General features: G+C 71.3%; 17 protein-coding genes. 10 read left to right on the plus strand and 7 right to left on the minus strand.

Translation table 11 applies throughout. The features are described 5' to 3' along the window. The first annotated feature begins 56 nt into the window (after positions 1-56). The gene (locus ACQPZX_RS01980) at positions 57-503 is read left to right on the plus strand and encodes a hypothetical protein (RefSeq protein WP_433373481.1); all 447 of its coding nucleotides are present in this window, start codon (positions 57-59) and stop codon (positions 501-503) included. Here the strand turns inward: ACQPZX_RS01980 and ACQPZX_RS01985 are convergent. After that, the gene (locus ACQPZX_RS01985; protein ID WP_433373483.1) at positions 500-826 is read right to left on the minus strand and encodes a cytoplasmic protein; all 327 of its coding nucleotides are present in this window, start codon (positions 824-826) and stop codon (positions 500-502) included. The genes ACQPZX_RS01980 and ACQPZX_RS01985 overlap by 4 nt on opposite strands. 49 nt (positions 827-875) lie before the next feature. Between ACQPZX_RS01985 and ACQPZX_RS01990 the strand changes: the two genes are divergently transcribed. After that, the gene (locus tag ACQPZX_RS01990; protein WP_433373486.1) at positions 876-1,466 is read left to right on the plus strand and encodes a TetR/AcrR family transcriptional regulator; all 591 of its coding nucleotides are present in this window, start codon (positions 876-878) and stop codon (positions 1,464-1,466) included. Here the strand turns inward: ACQPZX_RS01990 and thpR are convergent. From thpR to ACQPZX_RS02015, 5 genes are all read right to left on the minus strand, one after another. After that, positions 1,408-1,959, minus strand: a complete 552-nt coding sequence (gene thpR, locus ACQPZX_RS01995; RefSeq protein ID WP_433384956.1) for an RNA 2',3'-cyclic phosphodiesterase — start codon at positions 1,957-1,959, stop codon at positions 1,408-1,410. The two genes, ACQPZX_RS01990 and thpR, sit on opposite strands and share 59 nt — an antisense overlap. Then, the gene (sepH, locus tag ACQPZX_RS02000) at positions 1,908-2,984 is read right to left on the minus strand and encodes a septation protein SepH (protein ID WP_433373489.1); all 1,077 of its coding nucleotides are present in this window, start codon (positions 2,982-2,984) and stop codon (positions 1,908-1,910) included. The genes thpR and sepH overlap by 52 nt, the downstream gene beginning before the upstream one ends. A gap of 1,310 nt (positions 2,985-4,294) precedes the next feature. Further along, entirely contained in the window at positions 4,295-5,221 is a 927-nt protein-coding gene (locus ACQPZX_RS02005; RefSeq protein ID WP_433373492.1) for an intradiol ring-cleavage dioxygenase, read from the minus strand. A gap of 33 nt (positions 5,222-5,254) precedes the next feature. Then, positions 5,255-6,376 carry a phosphoserine transaminase gene (serC, locus tag ACQPZX_RS02010; RefSeq protein ID WP_433373495.1) on the minus strand — a complete coding sequence of 374 codons (1,122 nt, stop codon included), beginning with the start codon at positions 6,374-6,376 and terminating at the stop codon, positions 5,255-5,257. Between the two features lie 9 nt (positions 6,377-6,385). Further along, complete coding sequence (locus ACQPZX_RS02015) at positions 6,386-7,489, minus strand: citrate synthase 2 (protein WP_433373498.1); 1,104 nt, start codon at positions 7,487-7,489, stop codon at positions 6,386-6,388. Positions 7,490-7,679: 190 nt separating this feature from the next. On the opposite strand from ACQPZX_RS02015, the gene pdxH reads away from it, so the two are divergent. The 6 genes from pdxH to ACQPZX_RS02045 are packed head-to-tail and all read left to right on the plus strand — an operon-like array spanning position 7,680 to position 12,322. Beyond that, positions 7,680-8,306 carry a pyridoxamine 5'-phosphate oxidase gene (pdxH, locus tag ACQPZX_RS02020; protein WP_433384959.1) on the plus strand — a complete coding sequence of 209 codons (627 nt, stop codon included), beginning with the start codon at positions 7,680-7,682 and terminating at the stop codon, positions 8,304-8,306. Next, complete coding sequence (locus tag ACQPZX_RS02025; RefSeq protein ID WP_433373500.1) at positions 8,303-9,649, plus strand: MFS transporter; 1,347 nt, start codon at positions 8,303-8,305, stop codon at positions 9,647-9,649. Before pdxH ends, ACQPZX_RS02025 begins: the two co-directional genes overlap by 4 nt. Positions 9,650-9,667: 18 nt before the next feature. Next, complete coding sequence (locus tag ACQPZX_RS02030) at positions 9,668-10,588, plus strand: aldose 1-epimerase family protein (protein WP_433373503.1); 921 nt, start codon at positions 9,668-9,670, stop codon at positions 10,586-10,588. Beyond that, positions 10,588-11,208 carry a nitroreductase family protein gene (locus ACQPZX_RS02035; protein WP_433384962.1) on the plus strand — a complete coding sequence of 207 codons (621 nt, stop codon included), beginning with the start codon at positions 10,588-10,590 and terminating at the stop codon, positions 11,206-11,208. Before ACQPZX_RS02030 ends, ACQPZX_RS02035 begins: the two co-directional genes overlap by 1 nt. Positions 11,209-11,245: 37 nt before the next feature. Further along, a complete protein-coding gene (locus ACQPZX_RS02040) occupies positions 11,246-11,542 on the plus strand; it encodes a type II toxin-antitoxin system VapB family antitoxin (protein ID WP_433373506.1) in 297 nt (98 codons plus the stop codon). A gap of 36 nt (positions 11,543-11,578) precedes the next feature. Next, positions 11,579-12,322: a DUF4230 domain-containing protein gene (locus ACQPZX_RS02045; protein WP_433373509.1), complete on the plus strand. Its 744-nt coding sequence runs from the start codon at positions 11,579-11,581 to the stop codon at positions 12,320-12,322. A 70-nt stretch (positions 12,323-12,392) separates the two neighbouring features. Here ACQPZX_RS02045 and ACQPZX_RS02050 read toward each other — a convergent pair whose 3' ends face one another. Then, positions 12,393-12,575: a PspC domain-containing protein gene (locus tag ACQPZX_RS02050; protein ID WP_396033681.1), complete on the minus strand. Its 183-nt coding sequence runs from the start codon at positions 12,573-12,575 to the stop codon at positions 12,393-12,395. Positions 12,576-12,758: 183 nt separating this feature from the next. Here ACQPZX_RS02050 and ACQPZX_RS02055 point away from each other — a divergent pair, with 183 nt between their 5' ends. Then, positions 12,759-14,597, plus strand: a complete 1,839-nt coding sequence (locus tag ACQPZX_RS02055; protein ID WP_433373512.1) for a DUF5941 domain-containing protein — start codon at positions 12,759-12,761, stop codon at positions 14,595-14,597. Beyond that, on the plus strand, positions 14,594-16,729 hold the full coding sequence (locus ACQPZX_RS02060; RefSeq protein ID WP_433373515.1) for a bifunctional glycosyltransferase/CDP-glycerol:glycerophosphate glycerophosphotransferase: 2,136 nt from the start codon (positions 14,594-14,596) through the stop codon (positions 16,727-16,729). Before ACQPZX_RS02055 ends, ACQPZX_RS02060 begins: the two co-directional genes overlap by 4 nt. Positions 16,730-16,793 lie beyond the last annotated feature (64 nt).

The following is a 16,793-nucleotide window of genomic DNA, read 5'->3' on the forward strand; positions in this document are numbered from 1 at the left end:
TCGGGTCGGCCGAACGGTCATTCCGGCCCGGCTCCCGTCCGTCCTAGGTTTTGAGCGTGGCGCACATTGTGGTGCTTCTGGTGGCGGTGCTGACGCTGCTGTTCCTGCCGTGCGTCGTGGCGGCCGTGTTCTGCGCCGATGAGGCGGGCCCGCGCCGCTGGTGGACCCGCCAGGGCCGGCGCGAGCTCCGAGCTCTGCGGCGGCTCGACCGTGCCCTGCGCGCCTCCGACCCGATCCCGTCGCTGGCGCTGCTCGACACGCCGTCGATCGAGCAGCTGGCGTTCGACCTGCGCCGGCTGGCCCAGCAACGGCGCGGCGGCCCGAGCCAGCAGTCGGAGAAGTGGCGGGCGGCCGTGCTGCGGGCCTATGACGAGCGGCTGTGCCTGGCCTGCCGGGCGCTCGGGCTGACCGAGCACCTCGGGCCGCTGCAGGGGATGGATCGTGAGCTCGAGCGGCTGCGGGTGGAGAGCGAGTTGCAGGCTGCCGGGCTGGCTCTGCGCTAGCGCGGGCCCAGGACCGGCGTTCTTTCCGGCGCCGGCTCCTTGAGCTCGATGAAGACACTCACGGTCTCGGTGTCGCCGATGTTCTCGCCGGCGTGCTCCTGGGCGTCGAGCCAGCGGATCTCGCCCTCGCCCAGCTCGACCTCGACGCTGCGCTCGCCGCTCGAGATGCGGCGGCGGAAGGACGACAGCGTGACCATGACCGAGTCGGGGTGGGCGTGCGGCCGCGTGTGATCCCCGGGCTTGTCCCGATATTTCAGGACTCGCACCCGTTCGTTTTCGAAGGCGACCTGGTAGAGCTCGGGGCTGACCTCGGTGGGATCCATCGCTGATCCTCTCTGTGCGCCATCGTGGGACTCGGATACCATTATGGCCATGCCAGTGCCATATGAGTCAACGGGCCGCCGCGACCAGAAGGCGCGCACCCGCGAGGCCCTGGTCGCCGCCACCCGCCGCCTGCTGGCCGACGGCATCGACCCCACCGTCGAGCAGGCCGCCGCCGCGGCCCGCATCTCCCGCACCACGGCGTACCGCTATTTCCCCAGCCAGCGGTCCCTGCTGCTGGCCGCCCACCCGGAGATCGTCCAGCCCTCGCTGCTGCCCGCCGACGCCCCCGACGACGTGCCGGCCCGGCTCGACCTGGTGCTGCAGGCCTTCGCCCGGGTCAACCTCGACTGGGAGCCGCAGCTGCGCACATCGCTGCGCCTCTCGCTGGAGCCGGGCGCCGAGCAGCCCGTGCTGCGCCAGGGCCGGGCCATCGGCTGGATCGAGGAGGCGCTGCTCCCGCTGCGCGACAGCCACCCCGGCGTCGACATCCGCCGCCTGGCGATCGCCATCCGCGCCACCACCGGCATCGAGTCGCTGATCTGGCTGACCGACATCGCCGGCCTGACCCGCGACGACGCCGTCAGCCTGATGCGCGACTCGGCCCACGCCCTGCTGGCGGCCGCAGTGGCCACGTCCTGAGCGTCTCGTATTTGCCGTCGTGGCTGTTGACCAGCGCGAATTCGTCCACGATCCATTCATCGCCCGCGAAGCCGGCGAGGGCCGCCTGCACTTCGCGGTCATTGCGGTAAGACACCGTCAGATGAGGCCGGTAGGGCCGGTCGTTTCTTCCGAGAACATTTCGGACGTTCACCTGTAAAGCACCTAGTGCTGCGACATCTCCGCTTACTCCCGCCCATGCGGCTGTCCCGAAACGGCCGCCCCCGGCGAGCCGCAACGAGAACGGCTCTTGGGCGGGCACTGTGTCGAGAGCAGCCGCCACCTCATCGGGCTGCGCCTCACCCAGGAACACCAGCGTGACGTGCCATTGGGACGGCCGGGTCAGCTTGGCGCCCGCGGGAAGGCAAGCCCTCAGCGGCTCAACGGCCGACGAAGGCGGGAAAACCGCGACGAAAAGCCGGGTCAGGACGACTCGCGAGCCGCCGGACCGCCACCGAACAGCACATCGTCCCAGCTGGGCAGGCGCTTGCGCGGCTTCGTCTCGTCGGTGGACTCGCCCTGCTGCTGGCTGGCCTGGCCGACCGTGCGCCGGGGCCGCAGCACCGCGAGCGACGGGACGGCCGGCACCTCCTTGGGCAGGTCGGCGTCGTCGTCGAAGGCCGAGCCGGAACCGCCGCCGAGCAGGGCTGCCGCGCCGCCGGCGACCGGGCGCCGGGGCTCGTTGGACTCGAGGCCGCGGCCACCGCCGAGCGGCCGGTCGAGGCCGGCGAGCAAAGCGTCACGCCCGGCACGGATCGGGTCGCGCGCGGGCCGCGCCGCCGGAGTCTCGGCCGCGGGCAGGGTGTGCCCGCCGCGGGCGGGCTCGGTCGTGCGGGCCGGACCGGGCAGGCCGTGACCGCCGCGGGCGGGCTCGAGGAACGTGCGCTCGGGCACCGGGTCCTGACCCAGGATCTGAGTGGGGCGCTCGGCGCACAGGTACTGAGCCATGTCGTCGTGCGGCGAGACGACTTGGCGTCCCTTGTCGAGATCCCAGATGGCCTGCGCGGTCGCTTTGCCGGACGGCCAGGTGGCGACGATGCGCCAGGTGCCGTCCTCGCGACGGAACGCGTCCCACGAGATCTTCTCGGTGTCGATGCCGTGCTGGGCGAGGCGGCTGTCGACCACCTCGGCGAGCGGCGCGCCCGAGTCCGAAGTCTTGAGCCGGGTGCGGCGCGCGTGCTGGGCGAGCATGGCCCGCTCCTGCAGCACCGGCCCGGCGTAGCGCAGCACGCGGTCGACCGGGACGCCGGCGATGCGAGCAACATCCTCAGCGGACTCGCCGGAGCGAATGCGGGCCTGGATGTCGCGCGGAGACAACGACGGCGGGCCCTCGGGTGACATCACGGCCGCCACGGCACCCGGCGAAGTCGGGTGATTCTCGTGGGAAACCGCGCTGTTGATCCGGTCGTCGAGGGGGAGGGCCAGAAGCCGGCCGACCTCATCGGCGAGCACCAGAGCCTGACCATCCTCGGAGAGGGCGACGAAGCGTACCGGCCGCATGCGTTGCCTCCGTCCCGTCGCGTTGGCCTGTGTCCCCGAGAGTCGGTCACCCGGGCGCGTTCTGGAACACGGTACGCGCCAACCTCACCCTTTGGGGGATGACGCGCCGGTGTTCAAGTGGCCTTCACATTCGCTGACCTGCGAAGATGATCTTCAACTTCACAGATCAACCCCCATAAACCCCATTTAGGGTACGAGCAGGCGAGTGACCAGAAGCACGGGCACACTCCGCGGCTCCCACCGCGACCTTATTGCACCGTCACGCCCGGTGCCGCGCCCGCCGGGCTGAGCTGCCGCCGCGCCCCCGTGCCCCCGCGCCCCCGCGCCCGCCACTCCCCGCGCCCGCCACTCCCCGCGCCCGCCACTCCCCGCGCCCGCCACTCCCCGCGCCCGCCACTCCCCGCGCCCGCCACGCCCGCCACGCCCCGCGCCCGCCACGCCCCGCGCCGCCACGCCCCGCGCCCGCCAAGCCCGCATCCCCGCGCCCGCCGTCCCCCGTACCGCCGCGCCCGCCGTGCCCCCACACTCGGGGCGCCCGTCGCGCGCGGTGCGGCCCGTCGCCCTGAGCACCCATCCCGCGATGTGGCGGCACGTCTCGGATCGTGGCCCGACTCCCGCATGTTGACCACGCGTCCCGCTGGCTGGCCGGCCGTCCAGCAAGCGAGAAATCCGCGCCGCCGCTGCCGGAAATATCGACCCATATTCACCCAGCGGCCAAGCGCGACCAGCTAGCACTGATGACTTGCCGCTCGCACCAAGCAGGACGTCATCAAGATTGCCCAAGCGGGTGCCCCAACGACGACCGCAAGGGGCCGCATCCACGCTGGCCCGTGCACCCGTCCGGCCGTGGCGACCCAGCCCGGCCGGGCAGTGCGCGACGGGCCGCAGCCACCCTGGCCATGCACTCGCCCGGGCCATGGCGACCCAGCCCGGCCGGGGCAGTGCGCGACGGGCCGCAGCCACCCTGGCCATGCACTCGCCCGGGCCATGGCGACCCAGCCCGGCCGGGGCAGAGCGCGACGGGCCGCAGCCACCCTGGCCATGCACCCGCCCGGGCCATGGCGACCCAGCCCGGCCGGGGCAGAGCGCGACGGGCCGCAGCCACCCTGGCCATGCACCCGCCCGGGCCGTGGCAGCCCAGCCGGGCCAGCGACGCGGCGCGACCGGCCGCACGTTTTCCACAGTCGTGAGTTATCCACAGGCGCGGCGCGCACGCCGCGCGATCGAGCCGCTTTTCCTGGAAAATGACCAGCGGGGGCGCCCCCAGGGAGGGCGGGGTCGGCCTGGGGCATGATCGACAGGGGTGCGTCCTAAGCGGGCGCTCCGCTGGGTGGGGCGCCGCCTGGGCCGGCGGGCATGCCGGTGGGTGGAGTGCCGCCCGGGCCGCCGGGCATGCCGCTGGGTGGGGCGCCGCCGCCGGGTGGGGCCATGCCGCCTCCGGATTCCTCGTCGGCGGGGTCGATCGAGATCGTCAGCGTGGCCTTGTAACCCGCCTCGACCGAGCCGGTCACGGTGGCCATCTCGGTGACGGCCGAGTCGTCGCCGAAGACGTTGTCCGAGGCCAGCGTCACCCGCTTCAGGTTGGTGACGCTCTGTGTGTAGCCCTCGGTGGCGTAGACCTTGCTCGACACGTCCTCGGGCAGCGCGATCTGCGAGGTCTTCACGATCGGCCCGTCGCCGCTGGTGGCGTTGGCCAGGGTGCCGTACACCTCGAAGTGGATGTGCGGCCACCGCCCGGAGTAGCAGGCCGGGAAGATGCTGGTGAAGCTCACGGTCCCGGTCGCGTCGGTGGTCTGGATGCCGCGCAGGTAGTTCTGGTCGGTCACCGCGGTCGAGTACAGCGAGTAGTTGCCGTCCCGGTCGCAGTGCCAGGCGTAGACGGCGAGATCGCTCAGGGGCTTGCCGGCGCGGTCCTGCACCACGAGGGCGAACTCGAGCGGGACGCCGGGCGCGGTGCCCGAGGCGGTCCCGAACGAGGTGCGGATGTCCTTGCGCACGACCCCGTCGATGGTGCGCACGTCGGGGCCGTTCGAGCCGTCGGCGGGGTAGGGGCCGGCCGTCTCCGATTCGATTTCTTTCAGTGACGACGACGAGGAAGAAGATGAGGAGGAGGTGCAGGCATTGAGGGCGGCCAGCGCGCCGGCGCCGCCCAGCATGCCGAGCAGCCGCCGGCGGTCGAAGCGCAGGCCCTTGTCGTGGACGCGGCGTACGAAGGCCGCGTTGTCCGGATCACCCATCCGGACAGTGAAGCGAATCGAGCTGTGGAGAGCCTATGAGAGGCGTTCGGCCACGTAGTCGATGCAGGCGGTGAGGGCGGTGACGTCGGTCGGGTCGACGGTCGGGTAGAGCGCGATCCGCAGCTGGTTGCGGCCGAGCTTGCGGTACGGCTCGGTGTCGACGACGTCGTTGGCCCGCAGCACCTTGGCGATCGCGGCCGCGTCGATGCTCTCGTCGAAGTCGATGGTCGCGACGGCGGCCGAGCGCAGCGCGGGGTCGGTGACGAACGGGGTCGCGTACGACGAGCGGTCGGCCCAGCCGTAGATGGCCGAGGCGCTCTCGGCGCTGCGCTTGACCGCCCAGGAGAGGCCGCCCTGCGAGTTCATCCAGTCGAGCTGCTCGGCGGCCAGGAAGACCGTGGCCAGGGCGGGCGTGTTGTACGTCTGCTCGAGGCGGGACTGCTCGATGGCGGTGACCAGGTCGAGGAACTGCGGGATGTACCGGCCGGAGGACTTCAGTTCGAAGGCGCGCGCGATGGCGGCCGGCGACATGAGCGCGAGCCAGATGCCGCCGTCGGAGCCGAGCGCCTTCTGCGGGGCCAGGTAGTACACATCGGTCTCGCGCAGGTCGACGTCGAGGCTGCCGCCGCCGGACGTGGCGTCGATGAGCATCAGCGCGCCCTCGTCGGCGCCGGAGACGCGGCGGACCGGCACGGCGACACCGGTCGAGGTCTCGTTCTGGACCGACGCGTACGTGTCGACGCCGGCCTCGGCGGTGAGGAACGCCGCCTGCCCGCCGGGCGCCCTGTGCACGGTCGGGTCGGCGAGGAAGGGCGCGTCGGCGGCGGCCTTGGCGAACTTGGCGCCGAACTCGCCGAACTCGGCGAACTGGGCCTTGTCGCGGATCAGGCCGAACGTCGCGACCTCCCAGAACGCGCTGGTGCCGCCGTTGGCGAGGACGACCTCGTATCCGTCCGGCATCGAGAAGAACTCGGCGAGGCCGCGGCGCAGCCGGGCGACCTGGTCCTTCACCGTCTTCTGCCGGTGGGAGGTGCCCATGAATGTGCGTGACACCGCGGACAGCGCCTCGACGCCTTCCGGTCGCACCTTGCTGGGGCCCGAGCCGAAGCGTCCGTCGACCGGTTTGATCTCGTCAGGAATCCGGATGTCAGTCACGAGGAAACATTATGCGGCGGCGAGCAGGGCCCAGCCATCGACATCCTGCGGCTCGCGCGGGCCGGGCCCGACGTAGTGCAGGCTCGGGCGCAGGATCCGGCCGAGCCGCTTCTGCTCGAGGATGTGCGCGCTCCAGCCGGCCACCCGCGCGCAGGTGAACATCGGCGTGAACATCTGGGCCGGCACCTCGGCGAAGTCGAGCACGACCGCCGACCAGAACTCGACGTTGGTGGCGATCACCCGGTCGGGCTTGCGGGCCTGGAGCTCGGCCAGGGCGGCCTGTTCGAGCGCGGCGGCGACCTCGTAGCGGGGCGCGCCGAGCTCGCGGGCGATCTGCCGGAGCACCCGGGCGCGGGGGTCCTCGGCGCGGTAGACGCGGTGGCCGAAGCCCATCAGCCGCTCGCCACGATCAAGAGCGTTTTTCACGTACGCCTCGGCGTCGCCGCTGCGTTCGACCGCCTCGATCATGTGCAGCACGCGGGAGGGGGCGCCACCGTGCAGCGGGCCGGAGAGCGCGCCGATGCCGGAGGAGATGCAGGCGGCCACGTCGGCGCCGACCGAGGCGGCGATGCGGGTGGTGAAGGTGGACGCGTTGAGCCCGTGCTCGGCGGCCGAGATGAAGTAGGCGTCGACGGCCTTGACGTGCCGCGGGTCGGGCTCGCCCCGCCAGCGCCGCATGAACCGCTCGACGATCGTCGACGCCTTGTCGATGTCTTTCTGCGGGACCGCGGGCAGGCCGAGGCCGCGGGCGGACTGGGCGATGAACGACAGCGCGGTCACCGAGACCCGGGCGAGGTCGCGCCGCGCCTGCTCGTCGTCGATGTCGAGCAGCTGCCGCAGACCCCAGTAGGGGGCGAGCATGGCGACCGCGGACTGCACGTCGACGCGGATGTCGCCGGAGTGCACCGGAACCGGGAACGGCTCGGCGGGCGGCAGCCCGGGTCCGAACTTGCCGTCGACCAGCAGGCCCCACACGTCGCCGAAGGAGACCGTGCCGATCAGGTCTTCGATGTCGACGCCGCGATAGCGCAGTGAGCCACCGGCCTTGTCAGGCTCGGCGATCTCGGTCTCGAACGCGACCACGCCTTCGAGGCCGGGCTTAAAGTCGGACAATTGAGACAGGCTCCCTGCGAAGAAATGCTACGAGTCTTTCATATTGCCCGCTTGATAGGGGCGATGCGATGTGCTCTCGGCGACACCCATCCTTACCGAGCTGACGTAAGGGCCGCTCGGACTTACGGTCGTTGTGGCCGAAAGTATTCAGGGAGCGCTCGTGACCGTGGAACCCCCCTCGCCCGCAGCGATGCGGCGCGACTACACCGAGCGTGGCGAACTGCTGGAATCGAACCTCGCCACCAGCTGGACCAGGCAGTTCGAGGCCTGGTTCGCGGACGCGGCGGCCTTCGGCCTGCCGGAGCCCAACGCGATGATCGTGGCCACGGCGGGCGCGGACGGTCGCCCTTCGGCGCGGACCGTGCTGCTCAAGGGGTACGACGAGCGCGGCTTCACGTTCTTCACCAACTACGAGTCGCGCAAGGGCTCGGAGCTGGCCGCCAACCCGTACGCGAGCCTGGTCTTCCCGTGGTTTGCCATGCAGCGCCAGGTGATCGTGACCGGAGCGGTGGAGCGGGTGTCGCGGGCCGAGACCGAGGAGTACTTCGCCTCCCGGCCGCGCGGCTCGCAGCTCGGCGCGTGGGCGAGCCCGCAGTCGCGGGTGCTGCCCGGGCGGGCCGCGGTCGAGGCGGGACTGGCGGCGGCGGAGGAGAGGTTCGGTGACGGGCCGGTGCCGGCGCCCCCGCACTGGGGTGGGCTGAGGGTCGTGCCGGAGACCGTGGAGTTCTGGCAAGGGCGCTCGAATCGCCTGCACGATCGACTGCGCTTTCGCCGTACGGGAAACGGGTCTTGGAATTTGGAAAGGCTTGCCCCTTGAGCCAGGAAGCCGTGGAGGCGACCGAGGAGATAGTCGAGGAGCGGGAGCGTAAGTCCTGGGTGATCGACACCCGGCCGCTCAAAGTCACCGCCTATCGCCGCATGTGGATCGGGAACGGGGTCTCGTTCTTCGGCTTCCAGTTCACGTCGGTGGCGGTGCCGGTCGAGATGTACGCGATCACCCACTCCTCGGCGTGGGTGGGCCTGCTCGGCATCGCCGGCCTGATCCCGCTGCTGATCTTCGGGCTGTGGGGCGGCGCGGCGGCCGACGTGATCGACCGGCGCAAGCTGCTGCTGATCAGCTCGACGCTGGCCTGGCTGTCGACCGTCGGGCTGCTGGCGCAGGCGCTGCTCGGCGTGCACAGCGGCTGGCTGCTTCTCGCGCTGACCGCGCTGCAGTCGGCCGGCTTCGCGGTGAGCTCGCCCACCCGGCAGGCGATCGTGCCCCGGATCGTGCCGACCGGCCTGGTCCCGGCGGCCAACACGCTCAGCTACACGACCACCACCGCGGGCGGCGTGCTCGGCCCGCTGGCGGCCGGCCTGATCTTCGGCGTGGCCTCGACCGGCGCCGGGGTGACCGTGGCCTACCTGGTCGACGCGGTGCTGTTCACGATCTCCTTCTGGGCGACCTGGAAGCTGCCGCCGATCCCGCCGATCGTGCACGCCGAGGACGAGGAGAAGCCCTCGGCCGGCGTGCGCGGCATCCTCGACGGCCTGCGGTTCCTGGCCACCCAGCCGGTGTTGCTGCTCTCCTTCGCGGTCGACATCATCGCGATGGTGTTCGCCATGCCGCGGGCGCTGTTCCCCGAGGTGGCGGCGGACCGGTTCGGCGGCGGTTCGGCGGTCGGCTGGCTGTACGCCGCGATCGCGATCGGCTCGGTGGTGGCCGGCCTGACCTCGGGCTGGATCGGCCGCATCAAACGGCAGGGCGTCGCGCTGGTGGTGGCGGTGGTCGGCTGGGGTGTGGCGATCGGGTTCTCCGGGTTCGCGCACTCGCTGTGGCTGATGGTGCTGCTGCTCGCCGTCGGCGGCGCGGCCGACCTGGTCAGCGCCGTGTACCGGCAGTCGATGCTGCAGACCTTCGCGCCGGACCGGTTGCGCGGCCGGCTGCAGGGCGTCTTCATCGTGGTGGTGGCCGGCGGCCCGCGCCTGGGCGATCTGCGGGCCGGCGCCACCGCCGACTTCGCCGGGGCGACCGGATCCTGGGCCGGTGGCGGCTTCGTGGCGGCCGGATTGGCCGTCGTGCTGGGGCTCACGTTCCCCGCGTTGGTGCGCTACCGGCCTCCGTCGGAGGACCCCGAACCGCCATCCAACCGCCCCACCCACCACCCAAAAGCGGCCTGAAGGCTAGTCTCAAAAACCATGACGAGTGTCGTGCCGGCGATATCCGGAACCCAGTGGTCGATCGAGTCGGGCGGCACCCGGGCCGTCGTCGTCGAGGTCGGTGGCACGCTGCGCCACTACTCCGTCGGTGACGTGCAGGTGCTGGACGGATTCGAGGCCGATGAGCTGTCGCCCGCGTCGGCCGGTCAGATCCTGGCGCCCTGGCCGAACCGGATCCGGGACGGGAAGTACACGTTCGAGGAGCAGAGCCATCAGCTGCCGCTGACCGAGCCGGCCCGGCACAACGCGATCCACGGCCTGGCCAACTGGTCGCGCTGGACGCTCGCCGAGCAGTCCGCCGACGCGGTCACCCTCGAGCTCGAGCTGCCGGCCCAGATCGGCTACCCGTGGTGGCTGACGCTGCGGGCCCGCTGGTCGGTCTCGGCCGACGGCCTGCGCTGCGAGCAGGAGGTCGTCAACAACAGCGCCTCCAACGCGCCCTGGGGGTACTCGGTCCACCCGTACCTGCAGCTGACCGGCGTCGCCGTGGACGACATCCTGCTGCACGTCCCCGGCAAGACCCGGATCCTGGCCGACAACCGGCTGCTGCCGATCGGCGCGGTCGGGGTGGCCGGCACCGAGTACGACTTCACCGAGCCTCGCAAGATCGGTGACCTGGTGCTCGATACGACGTTCGGCGACATCGAGCACGACGCCGCCGGGATCACCGAGGTCACCATCGCCGACCCGGCCTCGCCGGCCAAGGTCGTGGTCTGGGCCGACGAGAAGTTCAAGTACTGGCAGGTCTTCTCCGGCGACACCCTGCACGGCGAGCGGTTCCGCCGCTCGGTGGCGATCGAGCCGATGACCTGCCCGCCCGACGCGTTCCGCACCGGCCGCGACCTGATCGTGCTGGCCCCCGGCGAGAGCTGGACCGCGGCGTGGGGGATCCGGAACTGATGGAGTTCGCCGAGGTCGTCCGCAAGCGGCGGATGGTGCGCACCTACGACCCGGACCGCCCGGTCGCCCCGGAGATCGTCGACAAGATCGTCAAGCACGGCCTGCGGGCGCCGAGCGCCGGTTTCTCGCAGGGCTGGGGCTTCCTGGTGCTCACCGACCAGGCGGACCGCGATCGGTACTGGTCGGTCACCACCGGCGGCGAGGCCGAGCCGGTCTGGCGTGGCGACTGGCTGACCCGCATGCGGATCGCCCCGGTGATCATCGTCTGCCTTGCCAACAAGTCGGCCTACTTGGAGCGGTACGCGCAGCCCGACAAGGGCTGGACCGACAAGTCCGAGAAGCACTGGCCGGTGCCGTACTGGGACATCGACACCGGGTTCGCGGCGCTGCTGATGCACCTCAGCGCGGTCGACGAGGGCCTCGGCTCGTGCTTCTTCGGCATCCCGGTCGAGATGACGCAGAGCTTCAAGGACGCCTTCGGCGTGCCGGAGGAGTACAACCCGATCGGCACGCTCACGGTGGGTTACCGGGCCACCGACAAGAAGTCGCCGTCGCTGAAGCGGGGGCACCGCCCGGTAGACGAGGTGGTGCATCATGGCCGATGGGCGCGGCTAGGCTAGCCGGTAACTTGGGTGCTTCGGGAAGGGGGCAACCGGCGTGATCTTCAAAGCGGTCCGGGACGGAGCCCCGTATCCCGATCACCACACCACGCTGAAGGCCTGGGCCGAGATTCCGCCCAGGCCGATCCGGCTGGCCGACCTGATCACCACGAAACGCGAGCTCGCGCTCGACAAGCTGCTGGCCGAGGACTCGACCTTCTACGGCGACCTCTTCCCCCACGTGGTGGAGTACCAAGGCTCCCTCTATCTGGAGGACGGGCTGCACCGCGCGCTGCGGGCCGCCCTGCAGCAGCGCAACCAGATCCACGCCCGGGTGCTGGTCGTCTCCGACTGACGTGCGACTGTCGTACCCCCCTCGTACCTTATGGGTATGGCTCAGTCACCGGATGTCGACGAACCCACACGGGAGTACCCGTCGGTTCCCGATGAGTCCCCGCCGGAAACCCCGGAAACCCCCGAACCCCCGCGCAAGAGCATCGTCGCTCGTGTCCTCATCTTCTTCGGCGTGGTCTTCGCCGTCATCGTCGCCGCCTGCTTCGGGCTGCGCTCGCTGAACGTGCTGCCGAGCTTCGACAATCCCTTCGACCAGCAGACCACCGACCGCAGCCAGCCCGTGCTGCTGCAGTCCATGCGCGACCTCAGCCGCTACGTCGCGGCCGACGGCACCTTCCAGGTGATCGTCGACCTTCAGGAGGATCGCAAGTACATCCCCGACTGGCTTCTCAACCGCCGGATCCTGTTCGTCGGCTCCGGCACCGTGGAGGAGTATGTGGACTTTTCCACGCTCTCCGACAAGGCGCTCGAGGTCGACAACGAGAAGAAGACCATCAAGATCACCCTGCCGCCGCCGCAGCAGGGCGACGCGGCGCTCGACCTGCAGAAAAGCTACGTCGTCGAGGAGAACCGCGGCCTGCTGACCAGCATCGGCGACGCGTTCAAGAGCGACACCGACAAGCAGCAGCGGGTCTATCAGGTCGCCCAGCAGCGGATCACCGAGGCGGCCCACTCGAGCGGCCTCGACCAGCGGGCCCGCGACAACACCCAGCGCATGCTGGAGAGCCTGTTCAGCCGTCTCGGCTACACCTCGGTGACGGTCACCTTTACGACGCCGTAGGAGGGACGCCGTAGGAGGGACGCCGTGAGATGATGCCGGGCTCGCTCGCGGAGCGAGCCCGGCGCGGACCTCACTCGTTGGGCAGCAGGGCCCAGAGGATGAGGTAGATGAGGAACTGCGGTCCGGGCAGCAAGCAGGAGATCACGAAGATCAGGCGGACCACGCCGGACGAAAGTCCGAAGCGGCGGCCCAGTCCGGAGCAGACCCCGGCGATCCAGCGGTCGTCGCGGGGGCGGGCGAGGCGGCGGGTCACTGTCACTCACTCCTTCTGGTTCTGTTTCCTTGAGCCGACGGTAGGTGCGCCGAGGCCCGTGTCCCTCGGTCCGCAGATGGAGATGAGCGGCTCCGTTCCCGTAAGGGTGACCCGTACCCGAGAGACACTCGCTGTTAACCTGGACGCCGATTGCGGGTCTCCGGTCAAGGCGGTGATAGTTCCGTGACGCTGGCCGTCCTCGCCGCCGGCAGCGGCAATGCCCTCGACCCGAGCGACGCCGGCCGGTTGGAGAACGATCTGGTCAGCGCGCTGCGGGCGGCGGGCGCTTCCGAGGTGGAGCGCCTCGGCGACCCGGCGCGGTTGCGGGTGATGTCCCGTCGAGCGCACGACACCGATCAGCGGCTGCTGATCTGCGCCGACAATCTGGTCGCCCACCCGAGCCTGCTCCGCACCCTGGCCACCGAGCCGGGCGGGCGCAGCACCGCGCTGGTGATCGCCGACCCGGCCGGTGACCTGCGCGACGACCGCGGCAAGCTGCTGCCGGCCGAGCCCGGTGGCGGCACGGTCCGTTACCTCGGCGCGCTCTGCCTCGCCCCGGCCGACCTGCCCGCGCTGGAAAAGGTCGCCGACTGTCCCGACCTGCTGTCCGCCCTGCTCGACGCGGGGGTGGTGCCGGTTGCCACCCCGGTGCGGCTGCTGCGGGCCGAGCAGGTGCACACATCGGCCGAGCTGGCCCACGCCCGCGCCGAGGTCGCGGCCGTCGACGAGGACGCCGCGCGCCTGCGTCTGGCCGTCAAGGAGAAAGACGACTTCTTCACGACGTACGCGGTCAGCACCTGGTCGCCGATCGTGACCCGGACCGCCGCGCGCCTGGGCCTGTCGCCCACGGCCGTCACCTGGATCTCGGTGCTGTTCGCGGTGGCCGCCGCGCTCGCCTTCTGGCAGGCCTCCCGGCCCGCGATGATCGCCGGCGGCATCCTGCTCTACCTGGGCTTCGTGCTCGACTGCGTCGACGGCCAGCTGGCCCGGTACACCCGCCGGTTCGGCGCGTTCGGCGGCTGGCTCGACACCATGGCCGACCGGGCGAAGGAATACGCCGTGTACGCCGGCCTCGCCGCCGGCGCCGAGCGGATCGGCCTGCCGTACGCGTGGCCGCTGGCGATCACCGCGATCGTGCTGCAGACCGTCCGGCACATGACCGACACCTGGTACGGCGCGCTGCACGACGAGGCCGCTGCCCGGCCGCGGGCCCAGGCGTCCGGCGGGGTCGGCGCGCGCCTGTCCGCCGCGTCGAACAAGGTGCAGGGCCAGACCGGGTCGGCGGCGTACTGGCTCAAGCGGATCGTGGTGTTCCCGATCGGCGAGCGGTGGGCGCTGATCGCCGTGCTGGCGATGCTGACCAACGGGCGGGTGGCGCTCGGCGCGGTGGTCGGCTTCGGGCTGCTCGCGTTCGCGTACACCCTGGCCCTGCGCTCTTTGCGGTCGCTCTCGATGCGGGTGGGCGTGCTCGACAAGGTCGACACCATGCGGCACCGCGACGACGGTCCGCTTGTCCGCCACCTGATCGCCTTCCCGGGCGCCCCGGCGCCGCTCGCCTTCGCCGCGCTCGCCGCCCTGGCCTCGCTGATCCTGGTCGTCTCGGAGCTGTTCGGCTCGTCGTCCGAGGCCGCGACCGGGGCCGTCGCCCTCGTGCTGCTCGGCGCCGGCATCCCGGCGAAGGCGCGGCACGACGGCCCCCTCGACTGGCTGGTCCCCGCCTTCCTGCGCGCCGCCGAGTACCTCTTCGTGGTCGCGGTCGGCCTGTCCGGCTCGGTGCCGCCGCCGGTGGTGTTCCTGCTGCTGTTCACGCTCGCCCTGCGCCACTACGACCTGACCGCGAGAATGGAGAAGGGCGCGCCCGCGGTCCGCGGCGCCGGCGCCCTGTTCGGCTGGGAGGTGCGGGTGGTGGTGCTCGTGGCGCTCGCGCTCGCCGGGCACCCCACGCTCGCCGAGGCCGGGCTGGCCGCGCTGGTGGGCGGCTCGTTCCTGGTCCACGCGATCGCCGACTGGCGACGCTCGTGACGTTCCTGAGCATCGTTCTGCCGGTCTACCGGGTCCAGGGGTACCTGGGGCAGTGCCTCGACTCGCTGCTGAGCCAGAGCTTCGAGGACTTCGAGATCGTGGCGGTCGACGACTGCTCGCCGGACTACAGCGGCCGGATCCTGGCCGAGTACGCGGCCCGCGACCCCCGGCTCCGGGTGATCACCTCGCCGTCCAACGTCGGCCTCGGCCGCGCCCGCAACCTGGGCCTCGAGCACGCCCGCGGCGAGTACGTCTGGTTCCTGGACAGCGACGACTGGCTGGCCGCCGGCGCGCTCGCCGCGGTCGCCGCCAGGTTGCGGGCCACCGACGCCGAGGTGCTGGTGGTGGGCTGGGACAGGGTGCATTGGGACGGCCCGGTGCAGACCGGCTCGGCCAAGCGGCTGCTCGGCGACGCGCCCCGGGTCTTTTCGGCGGAGCAGTGGCCGCAGGTGCTCGAGATCCTGCACGTGGCGTGGAACAAGGTGATCCGCCGCGACCTGCTGAGCCGGCTCGGCCTGGCGTTCGAGGCCGGCTGGTACGAGGACGTCTCGTTCACGTTCCCGCTGATGCTGGCGGCGAGCCGGATCAGCGGGCTGCCACGCACCTGCGTGCACTACCGGCAGCGGCGGACCGGGGCGATCACCCAGACCGTCGGCGAGAGGCACTTCGAGGTCTTCGACCACTGGGAGCACGCGCTCGCGCTCTGCGCCAAGTACGCGGATCCCGGCGACGAGGTGCGCGGGCTGCTGTTCCGCCGGATGTTGTGGCACTTCATGCGGGTGCTGCGGCACGACAACCGGGTGCCGGCGTCGGCGCGCCGCCGCTTCTTCGCCCGGATGCAGGAGATGTACCGCCGTCACCTGCCGCCGGCCGGTTTCCCGTCGCCGGGCGGGGGAGAGGGCCTGCGCTACCGGCTGGTCGCCCGGGGGTCGTACTCGGCGTTCCGGGCCGCCGAGATCGGCATGCGGACGGCGCGCGCGGCGCTGCGCCGGCCGCATTGGAAGGTTGCCAAGCGCTCCCGGCAGGTGGCCGGACTTCTTTACTACCGGTTGCACTTGCTGTTGCCGGTGGACGGGTCGCTCGCGCTCTACGCCGCGTACTGGTACCGGGGTGTCACCTGCAACCCGGCCGCGATCGCGGCGAAGGCCGCCGAGCTCGCCCCGGGCGTGCGCGCGGTGTGGGTGATCGGCCCGTCCCGGGTAGCCGCCGTGCCGCCCGGCGTCGACCACGTGGTGGCCGGCACGCTGCCCTACTACCGCGCCCTGGCCCGCGCCCGCTATCTGGTCAACAACGTGAACTGGCCGAACATGATGGTCAAGCGGCGCGGCACCACGCACGTGATGACCCACCACGGCACCCCGCTGAAGATGATGGGGATGGACCAGCTGGACCATCCGGCGGCGGTGCGCGACACCGACTTCGCCGGGCAGATGCGCCGGGCCGACCGGTGGGACTTCAGCGTGACGGCCAACGCGCACACGACGATCGCGTGGGAGCGGGCGTACCCGTGCGGGTACGAGACGCTGGAGGTTGGCTATCCGCGCAACGACCGGCTCGCCATCGCGTCTCCCGCGGAGGCCGCCGCGGTCCGGGAGCGCCTCGGCATCGCCCCCGGCAAGCGGGTGGTGCTCTACACCCCCACCCATCGGGAGTGGCTGCCGAAGGGCACCGCCGTGCTCGATGTGGAGCGCCTGGCTTCCGCCCTGGGCCCGGAGACCGTGCTGCTGGTGCGCGCGCACTACTTCTACGTGGGCCCGGCCCGCCCGGTCGGTGGCGCCGGGCAGATCGTCGACGTCTCGGGCCACCCGGAGGTCGAGGACCTCTATCTGGCGGCCGACGTCATGCTCACCGACTATTCGTCCGCGATGTTCGATTTCGCAGTCCTTGACAAGCCCGTCGTGATCTACGCGCCCGATTGGCAGGTCTACCGCGAGTTGCGCGGCGTCTACTTCGACCTGACGGCCGAGCCGCCCGGACCGGTCGCCACCACATTTGACGAGCTTGTGACGATCTTCCAGGAAGATCGCCGGGACGACGCGGCGCGCGCGGCGTTCCGCGAGCGGTTCTGCTACCTCGACGACGGCCGTGCGGCCGAACGCGTGGTTCGCCGGGTCTTTCTCGACCAGCGATAGTTAGGTGTAATCGATCCGTTACTGTGGGCAAATGGCACGTTCACCCGATGGCGGCATATCGATA

Origin of the sequence: Actinoplanes sp. CA-142083, from assembly GCF_050942195.1 — a bacterium.
GTDB lineage: Bacteria > Actinomycetota > Actinomycetes > Mycobacteriales > Micromonosporaceae > Actinoplanes.